Here is a 20,328-nt window from a genome sequence, read left to right as displayed (position 1 = left end):
CATGCGAACGGCGGCGTCACTCGCTCTGCTCCTTCTTGCCGCCTGCGCTCCGGAGAGCCCCACGATCGATCTGGGGCGGGTGGAGTGCGCCCACTGCCGCATGAACGTGGTGGACGCGCGCTTCGCGGCCGCGTTGATCACCAAGGGCGGGCGCCAGTATAGCTTCGACGGACCGGAGTGCATGGTGCCGCATGTGGCCGCAGGCGCGATCGTCGAAGAACAGGTACGGGCCTGGTATGTGAGCGATTTCGTGCGCCCGGGCCGGTTGATCGAGGCCACTGCGGCCCACTATGCGCACGGCGAGGCCTATCGCAGCCCCATGCGCGGCGACGTGGCCGCCTTCGCCTCGGCGGCCGAACGTGATTCGGCCATCGCATCCTCCGGCGGCGAGCCTTGGGATTGGTCCACCGCCCGCCATCGCCTGGCCGAATGAGGCCCATGATCCCGCGCACTGTCCTTTTTCCGCTCTTTGCGATGCTGACGTGGTCGGCCTCGGCGCGTGTACACCTGTTCCGTGCCGCGAACGGCAGCCTGGCCGCCGTCATCGCCCGCGCCGCGGACGGGGACACCATCGTGGTGGACGGTACGGTGCGGGAAGGACCGGTCGTCATCGACCGGTCGGTCCGTCTGTTCGGGTTGCCCGGAGCGGAGATCGACGGCGGGGAGGTGGGGGAGGTCCTGATGATCACCGCGCCCGATGTCACGGTCCAGGGGTTCATCATCCGGGGCACACGCATCAGCAACTTGAACGACAATGCCGGCATCAAGGTGAACGGCGGCGCAAGGCCGGTGATCCGCGCCAACCGGCTCATCGGCTGCTTCTTCGCCATCTACCTCAGCGCCGTCCGAGGCGCCGTGGTCGAAGGCAACACGATCGAGGGCCATGCCAAGCGTGATGACCAGATGGGCAATGGCATCCATCTATGGAAATGCACCGAGGCCATCATCCGCCGGAACATCGTGCGCGACCACCGCGACGGCATCTACTTCGAGTTCGTCACCGATTCGCGCATCGAGGACAATCTCACGCATGGCAACGTGCGGTACGGGCTGCACTTCATGTTCAGCCATCGTGACAGCTACGAGCGGAACGTGTTCGTGGACAACGGCGCGGGCGTGGCGGTGATGTTCAGCCACCACATCGGCATGCGCAGGAACCGCTTCCTGCACAACCGGGGAGGTAGCGCCTACGGGCTCCTGTTGAAGGAGATCAACGACGGCGAGATCACGGACAATACGTTCACGGACAACACCACGGGCCTGATGGTGGACGGGTGCAACCGCATCAAGGCGGAGGGCAACACCTTCCGCACCAACGGATGGGCGCTTCGGCTGTTCGCCAACGCCACGGCCTGCACCTTCTCCGGCAACAGCTTCCAGGGCAACACGTTCGATGTGAGCACCAACGGCGACCTGAAACTGAACATCCTCGAAGCCAACTACTGGGACCGGCACATCGGCTATGACCTGGATCGCGACGGACATGGCGATGTGCCCCATCGCCCGGTCGGTTTCTTCGCCCTGCTGGTGGAGCGGGTGCCGTACGCGATCGTGTTCTCGCGCAGCCTGTTCGTGGTGCTGCTGGACCGCGCCGAGCGCGTGCTGCCGACGCTCTCCCCCGCGGACCTGAAGGATGACCGGCCCCTGATGCGCCCGCCCCATGGATAGCATCATCTTCAGCGGCGTGGGCAAGCGCTACCGGTCGCTATGGGCACTGCGGGATGTGGACGCCACGTTCCGCCAGGGCGAGGTGGTGATGGTCATCGGCCCCAACGGTTCGGGCAAGACCACGCTCATCAAATGCCTGCTCGGTCTGGTGCGTCCCACCACCGGGAGCATCCGGGTGGAGGGTCAGGTCATCGGACCGGACCCCGGTTATCGGCGATCCATCGGCTACATGCCTCAGATCTCGCAGTTCCCGCCATCGCTCACCATCGGCCAGCTGCTCGACATGATGCGCGATGTGCGCGGACTCACCCCGGCATCCGCGGATGACGGGCTGGTGGAGGAGCTGGGCCTCGCTCCCCAGCTGAACAAGCGCCTGGGTGCTCTTTCCGGCGGCACCATGCAGAAGGTGAGCGCCGTGCTGGCCTTCCGATCGCGGCCGCGCATCCTGGTGATGGACGAGCCCACCGCCGGGCTCGATCCGGTGAGCGCACGCACCGTGCTGGACCACGCGGCGGCGCTGCGCTCGGACGGCGGCACGGTCCTCATCACCTCGCACCTCATGGAAGAGGTGGAGGCTCTGGCCGATCGCATCGCCTACCTGCAGGAGGGCACCCTGCGATTCCTGCTTCCGTTGAACGACGTGCTGCAGCGCACAGGGGCCGACCGGCTGGCGCTGGCCCTGCCCAAGCTGTTGGCCGATCCCGTGTGATCATGGGCAAGGTGCTCTACTACACCCTGGTGGACCTGGCGCGGAACCGTTCCGTCGTCGCATTCACCGCACTGGTGCTCGCGGTGGCCGAAGGCCTCTTCCTCGTGGAGGCCGACCCGGTGAAGGCGCTCCTCAGCCTCGTGCAGGTGATGCTGGCGCTGGTGCCGCTGGTCTCGCTCATCCTTACAGTGGTCTACACCTACGACACGCACGAGTTCACGCAACTGCTCGCCGTACAGCCCATCGGGCGCCGGGCCATCCTCGGTGGGCGCATGGCGGCCATGGCACTGGCGCTCCTGGTGGCCCTGCTCTTCGGCCTCGGTCTTCCGCTCACCGTCCACGCACCGGGAACCACGTCCATGGTGCTGCTGGTCGCCGTGGTGCTGCTCGCCTGGGTGCACACGGCCCTGGGTACGCTGATCGCCTTGGTGCACCGCGACAAGGCCCGGGGGGTGGGTGTCGCCCTGATCACCTGGGCCGGGTTCGTCCTCGTGTATGATGCCCTGCTGATGGCCTTGCTCTTCGCCTTCAGCGACCGACCGATCGAACCACTGGTGCTGCCCATTGCGGCCCTCAACCCGATCGACCTCGCCCGCATCGCCATCATGATCCGGGTGGACCTGGCCGCCATGATGGGCTATAGCGGTGCGGTATACCAGCAGATGCTGGGTTCCGGTCCCGGGATCGCCGTGGCGCTCGCGCTCATGCTTGCCTGGATCGCATGGCCAACGCTGGCGGCCTTCCGTGTCTTCCGGCGCAAGGATCTTTGACGATGATCACCTTCAGTGTGCTGGTCCTCCACCTCCTGGGCGCATCGGTCCGGGTGGGCGGTCATCTCGTGTTACTGACGACCGCGCAGCCGCGGGCCATGCGCGAGCCGGATCCCGAGGTGCTGCTCCGGTTCGAACGACCCTACGAACGAATTGGCATTCCGGCCCTTGTCGTTCAGCTCCTCACGGGGCTCTGGTTGGCGCATCGCTTGGTCCCGGGCGTCCTTCCGGTTCGCGTTCGGCGATCCCGTGCAACGCATCGTGGCGCTCAAGCTGCTGCTCCTGGTCGGCACGGCGATCACAGGCGCCCACGCCCGCTTGCGCATCCTGCCCCGGCTCACTCCCGAACGGCGGCCCCAGCTCGCCTGGCATGTGGGCCTCGTCACCGCGATGGCCATCGCCCTGCTCATCTCCGGGGCGACCCTGGGCCGCGCGGAGACGCTGCTGACCGCACCCTGACAAGGATCATCCTTCCGACCGGACAAGGGTCAGTTGATGTCCGTGAATTACAGAGCAAGTTTGTCCGACACTAAACACCGACCATGAGCCTCCCCATCCCCTCCAAGAACGCGCTGGCGCTCGTCACCACCGTGCTGCTGGCCGCTTGCGGCGCACCCGATCCCGGTGCAGCGCCGCCCGCTGATGCGACCGCACCTCCGGCTGGTGGTCAGTCCACCGTGGTGGATGAACAATCGCAGAAGAACATCGTGGCCGTGGCCGTCGGCTCCAAGGACCATACGACCCTGGTGGCCGCGGTGAAGGCGGCCGAATACGTGGACGTATTGAGCAACGCCGGACCGTTCACCGTGTTCGCGCCGGTGAACGATGCGTTCGCCGCGCTGCCCGCAGGGACCGTCGAGGGCCTGCTGAAGCCCGAGAAGAAGGCTGACCTGCAGAACATCCTGGAGTACCATGTGTGGGTGGGCGTCCTCAAGCCCGAACAGCTCACCGACGGCAAGGTGTTGAACATGGTGAACCTCAAGAACGCCACGATCTCCCGCAAGGACGGCAAGCTCATGATCAACGATGCCACCGTGGTGGCCAGTGTGCCCACCAGCAACGGCATCATCCACGTGATCGACAAGGTGCTGCTGCCGGGTTGAACGAGCATCCGCATCACCCACCACAGGGGTGTTGGTGAAAGTCGGCATGGGCGCCCCGCAAGGGCGCTCATGCCGTTCCATGCGGCGTGTGGAGGTCGTATCTTGGATCGTTCACAACCGTGTTGATGATCGATCCCTCCGTCCTGATGGGCATCAGTTGGACGGGCGGCCGGGCCCGGCAGTTTTGGCGCCCTCATCACATGCCATGAACGATACCCTCGCCCTCCGCGCATCCCGCACCGTGCCCGTCGCCGTTCCATCATCCCCTGTCACCCCCGAGGAGGCCCTGGCGAACGCCCGCGCGGCCTTCCAAGGTGATGAGCTGGCGGCCACCACCTGGGTGAACAAGTATGCCCTCCGCGATGCGGCCGGCAACCTGGTGGAGGCCTCGCCGGCCGACATGCATCGGCGCATGGCCCGTGAGTTCGCGCGGATCGAGTCGCGGTATGCGCCTGTGCCAGCGGAGAAGCGTGCGTCGCTCTCCACCTACGGACAGGCGCGCGAACGCCTGGACGAACAACGCATCTTCTCCCTCTTCGACGGCTTCCGCGACGTGGTACCGCAGGGCAGCGTGATGGCCTCACTAGGCGATCCCTACCGCCTGGCCTCGCTGAGCAACTGCGTGGTGATCCCCTCGCCGCCGGACAGCTATGGTGGCATCTTCCACAACGACCAGCAGCTGGCCCAGCTCTTCAAACGTCGCTGTGGTGTGGGCTTCGACCTCAGCACCCTGCGCCCCTCCGGAGCGCCCGTAAGCAACGCCGCACGCACCAGCACCGGCGCCGTCAGTTTCATGGAACGCTTCAGCAACACGACGCGCGAAGTGGCCCAGAAGGGGAGGCGGGGCGCCCTGATGCTCACCATGGACATCGCACATCCGGACATCGAGCGCTTCATCACCATCAAGCAGGACCTCACCAAGGTCACAGGCGCCAACGTGAGCGTGCGTGTCAGCGACGAGTTCCTCCAGGCCGTGGAGGCCGATGCCGATTTCACCCTGCGCTGGCCCATCGACGCGAAGAAGCCCGTGGTGACCAAGGTGGTGAAGGCCCGCGAACTGTGGAACACGCTCATCACCTGCGCGCACGCCACCGCCGAGCCGGGCGTGATCTTCTGGGACCGCCAGCACCTGTACAGCACGAGCAGCGTGTACCCCGGCTTCCGCAACGAGAGCACCAACCCGTGCAGCGAGATCGCCATGCAGGGCGGGGACAGCTGCCGGCTCATCGCCATCAACCTGTACGGCTTCGTCAACGAACCCTTCACCCATCGCGCCTGGTTCGACCACGAGCGCTTCGCGTCGGTGACCTACGAGGCCCAGCGCCTGATGGACGACCTGGTGGACCTCGAGCTCGAGGCCGTGGACCGCATCCTGGCCAAGGTCGACGCCGACCCCGAACCCGACGAGCTGAAGCGCACAGAGCGCGAGACCTGGGAGCTGCTGCGCGACACCGGGAAGAAGGGCCGCCGCACCGGCCTGGGCTTCACCGGACTGGCCGATGCCCTCGCCGCGCTCAACCTGAAGTACGACAGCGAGGCCGCCATCGAGGCCGCCGAGGATATCCTCCGCACCAAGTGCCGCGCGGAGTTCGACAGCAGCATCGACATGGCCATCGAGCGCGGGGCCTTCGAGGGCTTCGCGCCCGCCGTGGAGCGCACGAGCGAGTTCACCGCCATGCTGGAAAAGGAGCTGCCCGAGGTGCACGACCGCATGATGCGCCACGGCCGCCGCAACATCAGTCTCAGCACCGTGGCACCCACCGGCACGCTCAGCCTGCTCACGCGCACCAGCAGCGGCATCGAGCCGGTGTACATGCTCGGCTACACGCGCCGACGCAAGGTGGTGCCCGGCGACCCCCACGCCACCGTCACCTTCACCGACGACCTGGGCGACCAGTGGGAGGAGTTCACGGTGCATCACCCGCGCGTGCTGGACTGGATGAAGGTGACCGGCAGGAGCGACCCCGACGGAAGCCCGTACCATGGCGCCACCGCCAACGACATCGACCGGCACAAGCGCATCCGCATGCAGGCCGTGGTCCAGAAGTACACCACACACAGCATCAGCAGCACCATCAACCTGCCAAGCACTGCGACCGTGGAGGAGGTGGGGGGCATCTACCTGGAAGCCTGGCACCACGGCCTGAAAGGCATCACGGTGTACCGGGATGGCAGTCGGAGCGGCGTGCTGGTGGCTGCGGACAAAGGCGAAGCAGCACCGACCCATGGGGTCGACCAGCCCCACCATACCACCCGCCCCGAACGATTGGAGGCCGATGTCCTCCGGTTCAACAACGAGACGGAACCCTGGCTGGCCGTGGTGGGCCTGTTGGACGGCAAGCCCTACGAGATCTTCACCGGCAAGGCCAACGGCGGCTTCGAACTGCCCAAGTGGGTGAGCAAGGGCTGGGTGGTGAAACGCAAGGACGCCAAGCGCGGCAAGAACATCTACGACCTGGAGTATGCCGACGCGGACGACTACCGCGTGACGGTACAGGGACTCAGCCGCACCTTCAACCCCGAGTTCTGGAACTACGCCATCCTGATCAGTGGGATGCTGCGCCAAGGCATGCCCTTGCCGAACGTGGTGGATGTGGTGACGAACCTGAACCTGTACGACGCCACCTTGAACACGTGGAAGAACGGCGTGGTGCGCGCGCTAACCCGTTACATCCCGGACGGCACCAAGGCCTCGGGCCGCAAGTGCCCCGAATGCGGCGATGCGGACGGCCTCTATTACGAGGAGGGCTGCTTGAAGTGCAAGAGCTGCGGGCAGAGCAAGTGCGGATAGGGGTGGAGTTCGGCTGTCGATCGTCATGTTCCGGACCCAGGGATAGGGACAAGTTTGTCCGTTAATGGACAGCGTGGACACCATGGCCCGGCCCGTGGGCCCGAACGCCAGTGGTCGCGAAGGAGCGTTCCATCCGCTGGCGGCGGAGATCCTGGAGTTGAAGCGTGCGAAACGTGCCGTGATCCTCGCGCACTATTATCAGACCGGCGACATACAAGCGCTGGCGGATCATGTCGGTGACAGTCTTGCGCTCGCACAGGCTGCGGAACGGACCGACGCACCGGTGATCCTGTTCTGTGGAGTACACTTCATGGCCGAGACGGCCAAGATCCTCAACCCCGGGCGGAAGGTGTTGCTGCCCGACCGGGCGGCGGGCTGCTCCCTGGCCGATTCCGCACCGGCCGGGAAGTTCCGGGACTTCATCGATGCGCATCCCGACCATGTGGTGGTGAGCTACATCAATTGCAGCGCGGAGGTGAAGGCGATGAGCGACATCATCTGTACCAGCAGCAACGCGGTGCGCGTGGTGAACAGCATTCCGACCGACCAGCCGATCATCTTCGCACCGGACCAGCATCTGGGAGCCTACGTGCAGCGCATCACCGGCAGGGAGATGCGCCTGTGGGACGGCAGTTGCGAGGTGCATGTCAACATCAGCATCGACAAGCTGAAGTTGCTGATGGGCAAGCATCCCCGCGCCAAGCTGATCGCCCATCCCGAATGTCCGGCGCACATCCTTCTGGAGGCCGACCATGTGGGCAGCACCAGTTCCCTGCTCGGATTCGTGAAGCGCGATCCGGGCACGGAGTTCATCGTGGCGACCGAAGCCGGCATCCTGTACAACATGAGGGCCGAGGTGCCGGGCAAGACACTGATCCCCGCCCCCGCCTTCGCCGACAACGAATGCGCCTGCAGTGAGTGCCCTTACATGAAGATGAACACGTTGGAGAAGGTACGTGATGCCTTGCTGTACGAGGAACCGGCGATCGTGCTCGATGAGGAGGTCCGTCGGCGGGCCCATCGCGCGCTTCGCCGAATGCTTGAACTGGGATGAGCTCGACGCTCGACGTGATCGTGGTGGGTGGCGGTATCGCCGGAATGACCTATGCCACGCAGATGGCGGACAAGGCCAGGCGGCGAGAGGTGCGGATCCGGATCCTGTCCAAGGCGGCCGTGCAGGTGAGCAGTTCCTTCCATGCCCAGGGTGGCGTCGCGGCGGTGATGCGTGCCGAGGATTCGTTCGAGGACCATGTGCGCGACACGCTCACCGTGGGCGAAGGCCGCAACGATGCCGATGTGGTGCGGCTCGTGGTGAAGCAGGGTCCCACCATGATCCGCGGGTTGATCGGGCTTGGTGCCCACTTCGACAAGGATCGCGGAGGAGCGCTCCAACTGGCGCGTGAGGGTGGTCATAGCGCTGCGCGCGTCGTGCACCATCGAGACCGCACGGGTGAGGAGATCGTTCGCGTCCTGCAGCAACGCGTCCGTGATACGCCAGTGATCGAACTGGTGATGGATCAACGTGTGCTCGACCTGCTTACGGAGGGTGATGGCGCGCACCGTCGCTGCATCGGCGTCCGCACCGTGGACCTCCGTACCGGTGATGTCATTGAGCATTTCGCCCATGCGGTGGTCCTGGCCACCGGCGGTGCGGGGCGATCGTTCGAGCACACCACGAATCCGCCCGGGGCCACGGGCGATGGCGTCGCCATGGGGATCCGGGCCGGAGCCCTGACGCGTGACATGGCCTTCGTCCAGTTCCACCCCACGGCCCTGTTCACCGGCGAACGGGGCACGGTCAGCCTGATCAGTGAAGCGGTCCGTGGCGCAGGCGCACGCCTGTTGACCGTCGACGGCCGCCCACTGATGGCCGGCATCCATCCCATGGGCGATCTGGCCCCTCGGAATGTCGTGGCACGCGCGATCCACCGGGAGATGATGCACACCGGTGCACGATACGTCCATCTGGACGTCAGCCCCATTGGGGTCGAACGGTTCTCCAGTGAGTTCCCGGGCATCGCCGCGGATTGCCGTGACGCGGGTCTGCTGCCCGGTCGCGACCTGTTGCCGGTGATGCCGGCAGCCCACTATCTCTGTGGCGGTCTCCGGACCGACAGTCGCGGAAGGACCTCCATCCATGGTCTGTATGCCTTGGGCGAATGCGCCTGCAGCGGCCTGCACGGAGCGGATCGCCTCGCTTCGAACTCGTTGTTGGAGGCCTTGGTCATTCCGGAGCGCGCGGCGGAGGCCACATGGGCGACGCCCGTGGAGCATGCTCCGTCCTCGTCATGCACCGTCGCCAGAGACCGGCTCGTGAAGCGGCCCGTGGAGATCGTCGGGCGGGCGATGGCGGCCCTCACCCATGCGATGAGCATGCATGTGGGCATTGTTCGGAGCCGCCAAGGGCTGGAGAGCGCCCTCCGCGTGATCAACTGCATCGACCGACAGGTCCGGCCCATCTGGATCCGTCGGCGCTGGTCCCCGGAGCTCCTTGACCTTCGCGACCTCCTTGAGGTCGCACGCGCGATGATCGGTGCGGCCCTGGACGAGCCGGTCAGCGTGGGCAGCCACTATGTGGAGGAATCGGAGCCCGATGACCGGCCGATGGTGCATCTCCCCGGGGCATCGGTCAACTAAGGTGGGCGGCCGGGGACCGGGGCGACCGCCGTGGGAGCGGTCCGGTCGTTGCCGGCTTCACCCTCATCGCGAAGCGGAGCACCATCCAGGCAATGGGAAACACGCCTCCGATGATGAAGAGCACGGCACCGATCCCTCGCAGCCAGGTCAAGCCCTCGAACACGGGTCCTGCGATGAACTCCTCGGACCGGGCGAACCACAGGCCCCGATCGAGCACGGCGTTCAGTTGGACAAGGCCTGCGGGCAGCAGGTCGAGCAGCACCATGAGCATCAGCCCCGCGTTCAGCGATCGGAATGCCCGGCGTACCGGACGACCGTCCCACGCCTCCGGCTCCACCAACAGCTTGCAGCAGAACAACAGGCCCGCCAAGGAAAGGTTGCCGTAGACCCCGAACAGCGCGGCATGGCCGTGGTTCACCGTGAGGTAGGTGCCGTGCTCGAAATAGTTCACGATGGGCAGGTTGATGATGAGGCCGAAGACGCCCGCGCCGAGGAAGTTCCAGAAGTTCACCGCCACGAGGAAGAGAAAGACCTCCGACTGACCGAAGGCCCAGACGGCGCCGTGGCCTTCCGCCTTCAGCCGCCGCATGCGGTTGAAGCGCCATGCCTCGAGCGTGAGCAGGATGAGCGGCACCACCTGCAGGGTGGAGAACACGCTGCCCAGCGCCATGGTGCCCACGGGCTTCGCGTTCCAGTAGAAGTTGTGCGAGATGCCCAGCAGACCGGAGCCGAGGAAGAGCAGCGTGGCGAGGTAGACCACGCGCACCACCGAGGCCTCCCCCACCAGCCCCATGCGCACCATGAGGTAGCCGACCACGATGGTGGTGAACACCTCGAAAAAGGCCTCCACCCACATGTGGATCACCGCCCAGCGCCACAGGTCGGCAATGACGAAGTTGGTGCGCGGCGTGGCCACGAAGCCCGACAGCAACAGCAGGCTGATGCACACCGTGGAGTACACGAGCCAGTTGGGCAGCGCCCACGGTTTGCCCTTCCGGAAGGCGGGTTTGCAGCCGAGGTAGAGGATCACCGCCCAGGTGACGAGGACCACGAGCAGCAGCCCTTGGAACAGGCGCCCGAACTCCACGAATTCCCAGCCCTGGTGGCCCAGCAACGACCAGTTGCTGCCGAAGAGCCCCATCGGGCCGGCGTAGGTGCCTACCAGGGTGCCGGCCACCAGCACGATGACCATCCAGAACAGCACGTTGGTAAGGCGGACCAGTCGCGGTATCTCGCGGCCGGCGATCATGGGGATGAGGAAGATGGAGACGCCGATCCAGCACGCGCTGATCCAGAACAGCGCCAGCGAAAGGTGCCAGCTGCGCGAGACCACCAGTGGCAGCAGACCGGAGACGTCGATCCCGGCGACGCGCAGGTAGTCGGTGAAAGCGGTGATGGTGATGGCGCCGCTGAGCACCTGCACCACGAAGACGAGCGCCGCAGCGAAGAAGAACTTGAAGGTGGCGCGTTGCAGCGGACCCGGCTGGAACGCGTTGACGAACGAAACGCTCATCTGCTCACCCGAACCGGCGGCAAGCTGTTCCTCGGACAGGCTGTCGAACTGCCCGTAGACATACAGCACGGTGCCGAGGCCGAGGATGAAGCCGAGCACGCCGATCACGCTCCACCACATCACGGGCCCGGTGGGGATGTTGCCCGCTTCGGTGTCGTACGGCCAGTTGTGGGTATAGCTGAAGGTCTCGCCGGGGCGTTGGGCGGCGCACACCCAGCCGCCCCAGAAGAAGAAGTCGCTCAGGGCGCGCAGTTCGGTGGGATCGGAAATGAAGCCCGGCGGCGGGAAGGAACCTGTCCTCGCATCGGTGGTGAAGCGCGCGAGCGTGTGCATGCGTAGCTGTTCCATGGCGTTCACCTGCGCGGCGTTCAGTGGAAGAACGCCTCGCTCCGCATCGTAGGCCGAAGCCTTCAGTTCGCGCTTCACGCGTTCGGCGATCGCCTGCTGCTCGAATTCGTCCGGCGGTACGTGCTGCGCGGCTTCACGAACGGCCGCATAGTGCTCGCGCATGAAGCCTGCGGTAAGGTGCAGCGCCTCGGCAGTGAAGTCCGGCCCTCGGCCCGCGCCGTCGCCGAACATGCTGCCGTACTCCATGAGCGCATACTTCAGGAAGACCTCCTGGCCATCGCGGATACGTTCACCCGTGACGACCACACTACCGTCGGGCCCGATCATGTCCGCGATAGGAGGCGCATCCGTGTAAGCCTGACGGGCGATCCAAGTGACCCCGGCGGCGCTCACGAGGAAGATCGCCAGCAGGGGGATCCACCAATTGCGCGGCTGCATCAGCCAGCGGAGCACCGGACGGTCGGTCATCGCGAGGCGAGCGGAGAACTGCCGACCGGCGTTGGTCGATCAACGCCGAGGGTTCATTGCACGCTCGCCGAAATTGCCCGGTGGCACCGCGGCTATCGCATGACAGGCATCAGGCTTGGACCGATCGAGGGGCGATCGACCGGAACAACGCTGCGAACGGTCCTCCGCGTCATGCGGATCGCCGTTCAGTAGAACACCTCCCCGTAGTGGTGCAGGTGCGTCCGCAAACTGTCCACATGCGCCTCGCTCGGCGTATCGGGCAGTCGCTTGATCATGCCCATCAGCGGCAGCAGGTAGGCATGCAATGCCTCATGGGCCTCACCATCCATCGTGCAACGCTCGAAGATCATGGCCAGGCGGGCGTCGAGGGAATCGCGCAACTGTATCCCGCTCAACCCGTTCCTGGACAGTCCTTCCACCAGTGCCTGCATGCTGCGGATGCCCTCCGTGGTCTCGGGGTTGGCCTGCCAGCGCAGGCTGTCGACCGCAGCGGTCGAGCTGTCATGCGCCGTTCCATCATGCTGATGCTCCAGCACCTTCCCGTCTCCACAGCCGAACAAGAGCACCGTAGCGATCAGCGCATTACCGGAGATCAAGCGCTCCTTCATGGAGCCAAAGTGAGTCCAGCGTCCAATGACCGCGCATGATGCTCGTCAGTCTTCGCAGTGGAACTCGGCCGGACCTTCGCCCTTGTGTCACAACCATCCTGCAGCCCGCATTCATTCCACATCCCGGTAATGGGGTTGGGCTATACGATCGATACGCCGCTGAAGGTGGCGCATCTCGGCATCTCGTCGGTCGTTTCCATCATCGAGGACGAACTGGTGGAGCGCATGCGTGAGCATCATTGTCGGCTGAGCGGCGAGCCGTTCGAAGAGATCAAAAAGCCCTCGCAAGACCATCGCGCGCGCCGGATCACCGCTTACCTCGACCTGTTGCAGCGGCTGGTGGACCGGAACACGGAGCGTGTGCGGCGCACGCCACTTGCATCCGGATCGGAGAGCGCCTTGTTTTTCGAGTTGCTGCCGCCGGGTTCCCCCGTGCAGGAGCGCTACCGTGAGGTGATGGCCATGGCGCCCGGGGCTGAACGAGAAGCCGCGGAGGAGGCGTTGCGCGCACGCATCACGCCGGGTGCGATCGATGTGAACATCATGGCCAAGATCGATCCCACGAATTACGGGCCGGATGGACTGCCCCTGCCCGACGAGTTCTGCGATGCCATGGCCGCCTTCCGCGGTTTCGCCAACAGCACGCTCCGCTCCGGGATCGTGCTCAGCGCGGGTTACAACCCCAGGTTGTACAACTACGTCGCGCAGTTCGCCGACTTCCTGCCCGATGCGGAAGGCCGGTTGCGCAAGCAGGTCATCCTCAAGGTGAGCGACCTGCGCTCAGCCCAGGTGCAGGGGAGGCTGCTCGCAAAGAAAGGCGTGTGGGTATCCGAGTTCCGGATCGAATCGGGCCTCAACTGCGGCGGGCATGCCTTTGCGACGGATGGCTTGTTGATGGGACCGATCCTGCAGGACTTCGCCGATCACCGCAGTGCACTGGCCCAGGAACTGTTCACCACCTGCAACGAGATGCTGGCAGGTCTGGGAAAGCAGGGGTTCCGTGAACAGCCTCCGCAACGCGTCACCGCCCAAGGTGGCATCGGCACCGCCGCGGAGGACCGCTTCCTTCTCGAGCACTACGGGGTGGACGGCACCGGGTGGGGCAGTCCCTTCCTGCTGGTCCCCGAGGTCACCAACGTGGACGATGCCACCCTGCAGCAGCTCACCCACGCGCGTCCCGAGGACTTCTTCCTCAGCAACGCTTCGCCGCTGGGCGTGCCTTTCCACAACTTCCGACCGAGCAGCTCCGAGCAGCAGCGGAAGTCCCGTCTTGCCAAAGGGAGACCGGGTGGGCCTTGCTACAAGGATTTCCTCAGCAGCAACACCGAGTTCACCGAGCGACCGATCTGCACGGCCTCGCGCCAGTACCAGCACCTCAAGCTGCAGCAACTGCGCGCCACCATCACCGATCCCATCGCGCTGGCCCGCGAAGAGGCGGCCGTCACCGACAGGGATTGCCTGTGCGAAGGCCTGGGCGCCGGTGCGCTGTTGAAGGCCGGACTTTCCCCGGCCCACAAGCTGGAGGCCGTGGCCATCTGCCCGGGGCCCAACACGGCGTACTTCAGCAAGGTGGTGTCCTTGCGCACCATGGTCGACCACATCTACGGGCGCACCGACCTGCTGGCCGGTGTGGAGCGCCCCCACATGTTCATCAAGGAACTGGGCTTGTACGTGGACCACTACAAGCGTGAGCTGGAACGCTGCGCCAACGAGATGAACGCGAAGCAGCGCCGCCGCCTCAGCACCTTCCGGGACAACCTGCTGGAAGGCATCCGGCACTATGGCGGTCTGGTGCAGACCGCCTTCGCTGACGCGGCAGCGGATGCCGAACGGTTCAGGACCGCGTTGGAGCATCAGGCCGAGGAGTTACGAACGCTGCTCCTTCCCGAGGCCCGACCTGTGGTGTGAGAATGACCGAACACGAACGATACACGATGCGCAAGACATCCTGGGCGGAGCCCTTCAAGATCAAGATGGTCGAACCGCTTTTCATGACCACGCGTGAACAGCGCGTGAAGGCGATCGAAGAAGCGGGTCATAACACCTTCCTGCTACCCTCCGAGCTGGTCTACATCGACCTGCTCACGGACAGCGGCACAAGCGCCATGAGCGACCGCCAGTGGGCCGGGCTCATGCTGGGTGATGAAGCGTACGCCGGCAGCCGCAACTACTACCACCTGGAGGAGTCCGTGCGCAAGTACTACGGCTACAAGTACCTCATCCCCACCCACCAGGGGCGCGGTGCGGAGAACATCCTCTCACAGATCCTCATCAAGCCCGGCGACATCGTGCCCGGCAACATGTACTTCACCACCACCAAGCTCCACCAGGAACTGGCGGGCGGCAGCTTCGTGGACATCATCGTGGACGAGGCCCACGACCCGAAGAGCGACTTCCCCTTCAAGGGCAACGTGGACCTCGCCAAGCTGCAGCGCGTCATCGACGAACACGGCGCGACAAAGATCCCCTATGTCTCCATCGCCACCACGGTGAACATGGCCGGCGGGCAGCCCATCTCGCTCGCCAACTTGAAGGCACTGCGCGAACTGACGAGCAGGCACGGCATCCGCATCATCCACGACATGACGCGCGTGGCCGAGAACGCCTACATGATCCAGCAGCTGGAGGAGGGGCAGGGCGGCCGCAGCGTGGCGGAGCTCGTGCTGGAGATCTGCTCGCTCACCGACGGCGCCACCATGAGCGCGAAGAAGGACGCGCTGGTGAACATCGGCGGCTTCATGGCCACGAACGAGTGGGACGTGTTCGAGGAGGCGCGCAACCTGGTGGTGATCTATGAGGGCCTGCACACCTATGGTGGCCTTGCCGGTCGCGACATGGAGGCCATGGCCATCGGCATCGAAGAGAGCGTGCAGGACGACCACATCCGTGCGCGGGTGGGACAGGTGTTCTACCTCGGACAGAAGCTCATCGACATGGGCATCCCCATTGTACGGCCCGTAGGCACGCATGGCATCTTCCTCGATGCGAAGGCCTTCCTGCCACACTTACCGCAGACCGCCTTCCCTGCGCAGGCCCTCGCCGCCGAGCTTTATGTCGACAGCGGTGTGCGCGCCATGGAGCGCGGCATCGTCAGCGCTGGCCGCGACAAGACCACCGGCGATCACTGCTACCCCGAACTGGAACTGGTGCGGCTCACCATCCCCCGCCGCGTGTACACCCAGGCCCATATGGACGTTGTGGCCGAAAGCGTGCAACGCGTGTACGAACGCCGCAGCAACATCACCGGCTTGAAGATGACCTACGAGCCGAAGTACTTGCGCTTCTTCCAAGCGCGGTTCGAGCCGTTGCCCGCATGAAACACCGCACCATCATCGAGCCCTTCCGCATCAAGAGCGTCGAGCCCATCGGCATCAGTACGGAAGCGGAGCGCGTGGAGCAGCTGAGGGCAGCGCACTACAACCCCTTCCTGCTGCGCTCGCGCGACGTGATCATCGACCTGATGACCGACAGCGGCACCAGCGCCATGAGCGCGCACCAATGGGCCGGCGTGATGGAGGGCGACGAGGCGTACGCGGGCTCCCGCTCGTGGGAGCGCATGCAGCAGGCCGTGCAGGAACTCACCGGCATGGACCACGTGCTGCCCACGCACCAGGGCCGCGCCGCGGAGCGCATCATCTATGGCCACCTCGGCGGGCCGGGCAAGGTCTTCATCAGCAACACGCACTTCGATACCACGCGCGCCAACATCGAGTTCACCGGTGCCACCGCGATAGACATCCCCATCGCCGAGGGCAGGGACCCCGCGCGGGAACATCCCTTCAAGGGCAACATGGACGTGGCCGCGCTGGAAGCGTTGTTGGATCAGCACAAGGACCACATCGGCGCGGTGATCCTCACCGTGACGAACAACAGTGGGGGCGGCCAGCCGGTGAGCATGCGCAATGCGGTGGAGGTCGCAGCGGCCTGTCGCAAGCACGGCGCGCTCTTCCTGCTCGACTGCTGCCGGATCGCCGAGAACAGCTGGTTCGTGAAGCATCGCGAGGAAGGCATGGAAGGCCTCGCCTACCACCACATCGCGCAGCGCATGTTCTCCCTGGCCGATGGCGCGGTGATGAGCGCGAAGAAGGACGCACTGGTGAACATGGGCGGCTTCCTCGCCCTGCGCGACGGCGCGCTGGCGGAGGCCTGCACCAACCTGCTGATCATCACCGAGGGCTTCACCACCTACGGCGGGCTCAGCGGCCGCGACATGGAGGCCATCGCCACCGGTCTTGAAGAAGTGTTCGATCCACACTACCTCGACTACCGCATTCGCAGCACCACATTCGTGGGCGAGAAGCTGCATGCGCTGGGCGTACCTCTCATGCGCCCCATCGGCGGCCACGCGGTGTACATCGATGCCAAGGCCCTCTATCCGCACATCCCGCCGCCGCAGTACCCCGGCCAGGCCCTCGTGTGCGAGCTGTACAAGCTGGGCGGCATCCGCAGCGTGGAGATCGGCTCCGTCATGTTCGGCACCTACCTGCCCGATGGCTCGCTGAAACCCTCACCCATGGAGCTCGTGCGCCTCGCCATCCCGCGCCGCGTATACACCCAAAGCCACATGGAGTACGTGGCCGAGACCTTCGAGGAGATCATGCGCACGCGGGAAAAGGTTCGCGGCTATCGCATCATCAAGGAACCGAAGTTCCTCCGGCATTTCACGGCGCATTTCGAGCCGCTCTAGAAGTCCCGCATGCCGGAGGCAGCGGTTCGTTGCCAGCATCCTCCGCATGCCCGTGCACCGCGCCGCGCGCACCGATCGGCGCCCTCCTGCGCGCACGGTGATCGGATTGCGGAATCGCTCCGATGCCGTGCTGGCCTCGCGACCTGCATCGAGGTCCAGCCTCACATCCTCCCTCCCTGTTCCCCCACGACCTGTACGACGGGCTCCATGGTCACGCTGGTGTGCGTGGAATTCGAGATCAAGCAGGCGGCTTTGGCTTTCTCCAGGATCCGCAGGCCCTTCTCGCGTTCCTGTTCATCGCCAATGCGCGGCACGGGCTTGAGCACGATGGCGGTCATACGGAACTTGCCCTCCTCCTTGTCCAGGATGCCTTCCGCATCAGCGCGCAATCCCAAGAAGTTGAACTTGGAGTACTCGGCGATGGCCAGGAAGGTGGTCATGAAGCAGGAGACGGCGGAGGCGGTATAGAGGTGCTCAGGCGATCATTTCTCCGGCACGCCACCAGGGAATTGCGGCGGGGTGACCACTTCGAGCGAGCCGGGGATCTCCGGCGAGGTGAGGCGGCCTTGGCGTCCCTGTTCCCAAGTCACGGAAACGTTGTAGCTGTGCGTGCTCATGTGCTTGTGGCGATCTCGGTTGGCGTGATATGGCAGGGGGGGGTAAGGACAGCTTGCGCTGAGGGGTCGAGAGGAGCGCGGAGCGGAAAACACCGAGGCCGCTCATGGAGCCGCTGGAGGATCGCTTCACGCATGCGGTTCGATATCGGCTCTTCCATGATCCTCGCCAGGCACTTCAGACCATCACATGCTGTCGATCACGCGCTGCAGGGCCTCGCGCACGCGTGCGGCCACCTGTGCGATAGCGGGGTTGCCCATCGCGCCCATGGCGGCTACGGGGTCGATCGCGGCCACCTCGTGGCTCCCATCGGGCAACTGGCGCAGCGTGACGTTGCAGGGCAGCATGGTGCTGATATGCGGATCGATGCCGAGCACCTCAAAGGCGAAATGTGGGTTGCAGGCGCCCAGGATCAGGTGAGGTTCCACGTCCTTTTCCAGCTTCTTCTTCATGGTGGCCCGGACGTCGATCTCGGTGAGCACGCCGAAGCCCTCCTTGGCCAGCGCGCCGGTGATGCGATCCTTCAGAGCGGCCATGTCGGTATCGGCCACATGGCGGGACATGAAGTAGCTCGTGGTGGTGTTCATGCGATGGCCGTGTTGTCGTCGCTGCAAAGGTCCCTTATCCAGTGCTCCATTTCGGCGATGTGCGTCGCATGCCGGGGGCGAAGCCGCGCAGGTGCGGAGGAAGCCAGAGGCCGCCTTCGCACACGAAGGCGGCCTCTGACGGGCTGGCCGCTGATCCGGCGGCGCGGTGCTCAGTGGTTGCGCGCGCGGTGGCCCATGTGCCAGGCCTGCGCGTTGCGGATGTGGCGTCGGTTCCAGTTCCAGATCACCAGCTGGTAGCCGCGCCAGATGTAGTCGATGGGTGCCACCAGGAAGTGCATGAAGCGCGTGAAGGGGATGATGGCGATGATGAAATAGGCCGAGAAGATGTGGATCTTCACGGTCCAAGGCATGGCGCTCACCGCCGCGATGTCGGGATTAAGGGCGAAGAGCGAGCGTAGGTACGGCGTGAGGGCGGAAGCGAACCAAGAGGAGCCCCAGCGGTCGAAGTAGGCCACGGCCAGACCGGTGATGATCTGCGTCACCAGCACGACGTACACCAGCATGTCCATCTTATTGGTCACCATCAGCACGCGGCGGCTGCTGAAGCGGCGACGCATTAGCAGCACCAGGCCCAGCAGGGCGGACAGCCCGAAGGCGAAAGCGGACATCTCCAGGATCATGAGCCGTACTGGTGATCCGTTCCAGGCGATCACCGAAGCCGGGAAAAGGAAGGCGATGAGGTGCCCGAAGAAGAGGAAGAGCAAGCCGTAGTGGAAGGGCTGGCTGCCCCAGAAGAGCTTCTTGCGCTCCAGGAAATTGCTGGAGAGCGACGACACCTGGAAGCCTCGGTTGGTGTAGCGGTAAATGGAGCCGATGAGGAAGATGATCAGTGCCAGGTAGGGCAGGACCAGGAAGCTGAACGTGTTGAGCACGGGAATGTTCCCTTCCCAGCCCGTCTTCAGGCCGTAGGTGACGGCGATGGCCACGCCGAGCATGATGAAGAAGACTTGCGGATAGTTGGTGGGCTGTTCGCCCACCATGGGTCCCAGTTCAGCGGCCATGCGCCTCGCGCGCAGGATGATGGGCAGCCCGAAGATCAGGAAGAGGGCCACGAGGAAGAGCACGACCAAGGTCACGAGGTCCTTTGAAGGGTCCATTTGAAGCAAAAGCATGGCTCAGGCGGATTTTTGCTGGGGTTGTGTATGGGTGGCGCAGGTGCCGCAGGAGGCGGCGCCGGAGAGGAAGGCCTGGGACATGGAGGGTCCCTGCACCGTCTTCTCCTCGAATTCGACGAGCAAGAGCTGCAGCAGGGCCTGCAGCACGTTGGCGTACACGTTCTGGTCAGGCCGTCCCTGCAGGATGATGGCGTTGTGCTTGCGCTCCAGCATTCGCTCGCGCAGCGCCATGCGCGAGCTCTCGAACTCCACGAGCATCTTGCGCAGGGCGGGGATCATCACACGGCCGCATAGGTCGTTCACCAGCTGCCGGTCCTTCAGCAGGGGCAGCAGGTTCAGCACGTTCACCAGGTTGTCGGGCAGTTCGTCGCCGCATTCGTTGCCGGCCTGCGCCTGCTCGCGCTTCATGTTCACCAGGAACTCGCCGCGCTTATAGTCTTCGCCGAAGATCACGAAGCCAAGGTCCAAGTAGCAGATGGCCTGTATGTGAAAGGTGCGGGTGTACACCTCCTCTTGGTCGTGCAGCGGTGTGGCTGCCACCCATTGGGCGAAAGGCTCCAAGGTGTTCTCAGCTGCCGGGCAATAATGGCGCAGCATGACGCAACAGGCGTCCACGGCCTTGTGCAGGTCCGCACCGGGGTAGGCCACCAGCGGGGCGAAGAGCTTGTATTTGGCCAGGTCGTCCATG

Annotated in this window: 16 protein-coding genes and 2 pseudogenes; 12 read left to right on the top strand and 6 right to left on the bottom strand. The window is 64.9% G+C overall.

Annotated elements, in window-relative coordinates; genetic code table 11:
• Position 1: 1 nt before the first annotated feature.
• The 9 genes and pseudogenes from IPJ87_07370 to nadB all read left to right on the top strand — a co-directional run bounded on the left by IPJ87_07370 (position 2) and on the right by nadB (position 9,678).
• Positions 2 to 433, top strand: coding sequence for a nitrous oxide reductase accessory protein NosL (locus IPJ87_07370; GenBank protein ID MBK7941679.1), 432 nt, complete (start codon positions 2 to 4; stop codon positions 431 to 433).
• 41 nt (positions 434 to 474) lie between these two features.
• Positions 475 to 1,668, top strand: coding sequence for a nitrous oxide reductase family maturation protein NosD (nosD, locus tag IPJ87_07365; protein ID MBK7941678.1), 1,194 nt, complete (start codon positions 475 to 477; stop codon positions 1,666 to 1,668).
• Positions 1,661 to 2,377 (top strand): ABC transporter ATP-binding protein, encoded by a 717-nt coding sequence (locus IPJ87_07360; GenBank protein MBK7941677.1) that lies wholly within the window; start codon positions 1,661 to 1,663, stop codon positions 2,375 to 2,377. Before nosD ends, IPJ87_07360 begins: the two co-directional genes overlap by 8 nt.
• 2 nt (positions 2,378 to 2,379) lie before the next feature.
• On the top strand, positions 2,380 to 3,147 hold the full coding sequence (locus tag IPJ87_07355; GenBank protein ID MBK7941676.1) for an ABC transporter permease subunit: 768 nt from the start codon (positions 2,380 to 2,382) through the stop codon (positions 3,145 to 3,147).
• Positions 3,148 to 3,149: 2 nt separating this feature from the next.
• Positions 3,150 to 3,606: pseudogene (locus tag IPJ87_07350) on the top strand (CopD family protein).
• 83 nt (positions 3,607 to 3,689) lie between these two features.
• Positions 3,690 to 4,250: a fasciclin domain-containing protein gene (locus IPJ87_07345; GenBank protein ID MBK7941675.1), complete on the top strand. Its 561-nt coding sequence runs from the start codon at positions 3,690 to 3,692 to the stop codon at positions 4,248 to 4,250.
• Between the two features lie 205 nt (positions 4,251 to 4,455).
• The gene (locus tag IPJ87_07340; GenBank protein ID MBK7941674.1) at positions 4,456 to 7,041 is read left to right on the top strand and encodes an adenosylcobalamin-dependent ribonucleoside-diphosphate reductase; all 2,586 of its coding nucleotides are present in this window, start codon (positions 4,456 to 4,458) and stop codon (positions 7,039 to 7,041) included.
• Positions 7,042 to 7,123: 82 nt separating this feature from the next.
• Positions 7,124 to 8,095 carry a quinolinate synthase NadA gene (gene nadA, locus IPJ87_07335; GenBank protein ID MBK7941673.1) on the top strand — a complete coding sequence of 324 codons (972 nt, stop codon included), beginning with the start codon at positions 7,124 to 7,126 and terminating at the stop codon, positions 8,093 to 8,095.
• Positions 8,092 to 9,678: an L-aspartate oxidase gene (gene nadB / locus IPJ87_07330; GenBank protein ID MBK7941672.1), complete on the top strand. Its 1,587-nt coding sequence runs from the start codon at positions 8,092 to 8,094 to the stop codon at positions 9,676 to 9,678. Before nadA ends, nadB begins: the two co-directional genes overlap by 4 nt.
• Here nadB and IPJ87_07325 read toward each other — a convergent pair.
• On the bottom strand, positions 9,671 to 12,007 hold the full coding sequence (locus IPJ87_07325; GenBank protein ID MBK7941671.1) for a cbb3-type cytochrome c oxidase subunit I: 2,337 nt from the start codon (positions 12,005 to 12,007) through the stop codon (positions 9,671 to 9,673). The two genes, nadB and IPJ87_07325, sit on opposite strands and share 8 nt — an antisense overlap.
• A gap of 185 nt (positions 12,008 to 12,192) precedes the next feature.
• Complete coding sequence (locus IPJ87_07320; protein MBK7941670.1) at positions 12,193 to 12,615, bottom strand: hypothetical protein; 423 nt, start codon at positions 12,613 to 12,615, stop codon at positions 12,193 to 12,195.
• A 135-nt stretch (positions 12,616 to 12,750) separates the two neighbouring features.
• Between IPJ87_07320 and IPJ87_07315 the strand changes: the two genes are divergently transcribed.
• From IPJ87_07315 to IPJ87_07305, 3 genes are read left to right on the top strand one after another with little or no spacing between them, the layout of a single operon-like run.
• Positions 12,751 to 14,523 carry a hypothetical protein gene (locus IPJ87_07315; GenBank protein ID MBK7941669.1) on the top strand — a complete coding sequence of 591 codons (1,773 nt, stop codon included), beginning with the start codon at positions 12,751 to 12,753 and terminating at the stop codon, positions 14,521 to 14,523.
• A gap of 2 nt (positions 14,524 to 14,525) precedes the next feature.
• Positions 14,526 to 15,932, top strand: coding sequence for a tyrosine phenol-lyase (locus IPJ87_07310; GenBank protein ID MBK7941668.1), 1,407 nt, complete (start codon positions 14,526 to 14,528; stop codon positions 15,930 to 15,932).
• The gene (locus tag IPJ87_07305) at positions 15,929 to 17,302 is read left to right on the top strand and encodes a tryptophanase (GenBank protein MBK7941667.1); all 1,374 of its coding nucleotides are present in this window, start codon (positions 15,929 to 15,931) and stop codon (positions 17,300 to 17,302) included. Before IPJ87_07310 ends, IPJ87_07305 begins: the two co-directional genes overlap by 4 nt.
• 161 nt (positions 17,303 to 17,463) lie before the next feature.
• Here IPJ87_07305 and IPJ87_07300 read toward each other — a convergent pair.
• The 4 genes and pseudogenes from IPJ87_07300 to IPJ87_07285 form a co-directional block, all read right to left on the bottom strand.
• A pseudogene (locus tag IPJ87_07300) lies at positions 17,464 to 17,919 on the bottom strand (OsmC family protein).
• A gap of 183 nt (positions 17,920 to 18,102) precedes the next feature.
• Positions 18,103 to 18,504: a DUF302 domain-containing protein gene (locus tag IPJ87_07295; GenBank protein ID MBK7941666.1), complete on the bottom strand. Its 402-nt coding sequence runs from the start codon at positions 18,502 to 18,504 to the stop codon at positions 18,103 to 18,105.
• 170 nt (positions 18,505 to 18,674) lie between these two features.
• On the bottom strand, positions 18,675 to 19,622 hold the full coding sequence (gene narI, locus IPJ87_07290; protein ID MBK7941665.1) for a respiratory nitrate reductase subunit gamma: 948 nt from the start codon (positions 19,620 to 19,622) through the stop codon (positions 18,675 to 18,677).
• Positions 19,623 to 19,640: 18 nt separating this feature from the next.
• Entirely contained in the window at positions 19,641 to 20,327 is a 687-nt protein-coding gene (locus IPJ87_07285) for a hypothetical protein (protein MBK7941664.1), read from the bottom strand.
• Position 20,328: the final 1 nt, after the last annotated feature.

The organism is Flavobacteriales bacterium, assembly GCA_016713875.1.
In the GTDB taxonomy this organism is placed as follows: Bacteria; Bacteroidota; Bacteroidia; order Flavobacteriales_F; family PHOS-HE28; genus PHOS-HE28.
Note: the sequence above shows the minus strand (reverse complement) of the source record. Positions and strands in the feature narration are given on the sequence as shown.

Coding starts and splice junctions, on each gene's coding strand:
- IPJ87_07310 (MBK7941668.1), top strand. CDS start 14,526: ATGACCGAACACGAACGATACACGATGCGCAAGACATCCTGGGCGGAG.
- nadA (MBK7941673.1), top strand. CDS start 7,124: ATGGCCCGGCCCGTGGGCCCGAACGCCAGTGGTCGCGAAGGAGCGTTC.
- IPJ87_07345 (MBK7941675.1), top strand. CDS start 3,690: ATGAGCCTCCCCATCCCCTCCAAGAACGCGCTGGCGCTCGTCACCACC.
- narI (MBK7941665.1), bottom strand. CDS start 19,622: ATGGACCCTTCAAAGGACCTCGTGACCTTGGTCGTGCTCTTCCTCGTG.
- IPJ87_07340 (MBK7941674.1), top strand. CDS start 4,456: ATGAACGATACCCTCGCCCTCCGCGCATCCCGCACCGTGCCCGTCGCC.
- IPJ87_07295 (MBK7941666.1), bottom strand. CDS start 18,504: ATGAACACCACCACGAGCTACTTCATGTCCCGCCATGTGGCCGATACC.
- IPJ87_07320 (MBK7941670.1), bottom strand. CDS start 12,615: ATGAAGGAGCGCTTGATCTCCGGTAATGCGCTGATCGCTACGGTGCTC.
- IPJ87_07355 (MBK7941676.1), top strand. CDS start 2,380: ATGGGCAAGGTGCTCTACTACACCCTGGTGGACCTGGCGCGGAACCGT.
- IPJ87_07325 (MBK7941671.1), bottom strand. CDS start 12,007: ATGACCGACCGTCCGGTGCTCCGCTGGCTGATGCAGCCGCGCAATTGG.
- IPJ87_07285 (MBK7941664.1), bottom strand. CDS start 20,327: ATGGACGACCTGGCCAAATACAAGCTCTTCGCCCCGCTGGTGGCCTAC.
- nosD (MBK7941678.1), top strand. CDS start 475: ATGCTGACGTGGTCGGCCTCGGCGCGTGTACACCTGTTCCGTGCCGCG.
- IPJ87_07370 (MBK7941679.1), top strand. CDS start 2: ATGCGAACGGCGGCGTCACTCGCTCTGCTCCTTCTTGCCGCCTGCGCT.
- nadB (MBK7941672.1), top strand. CDS start 8,092: ATGAGCTCGACGCTCGACGTGATCGTGGTGGGTGGCGGTATCGCCGGA.
- IPJ87_07305 (MBK7941667.1), top strand. CDS start 15,929: ATGAAACACCGCACCATCATCGAGCCCTTCCGCATCAAGAGCGTCGAG.
- IPJ87_07360 (MBK7941677.1), top strand. CDS start 1,661: ATGGATAGCATCATCTTCAGCGGCGTGGGCAAGCGCTACCGGTCGCTA.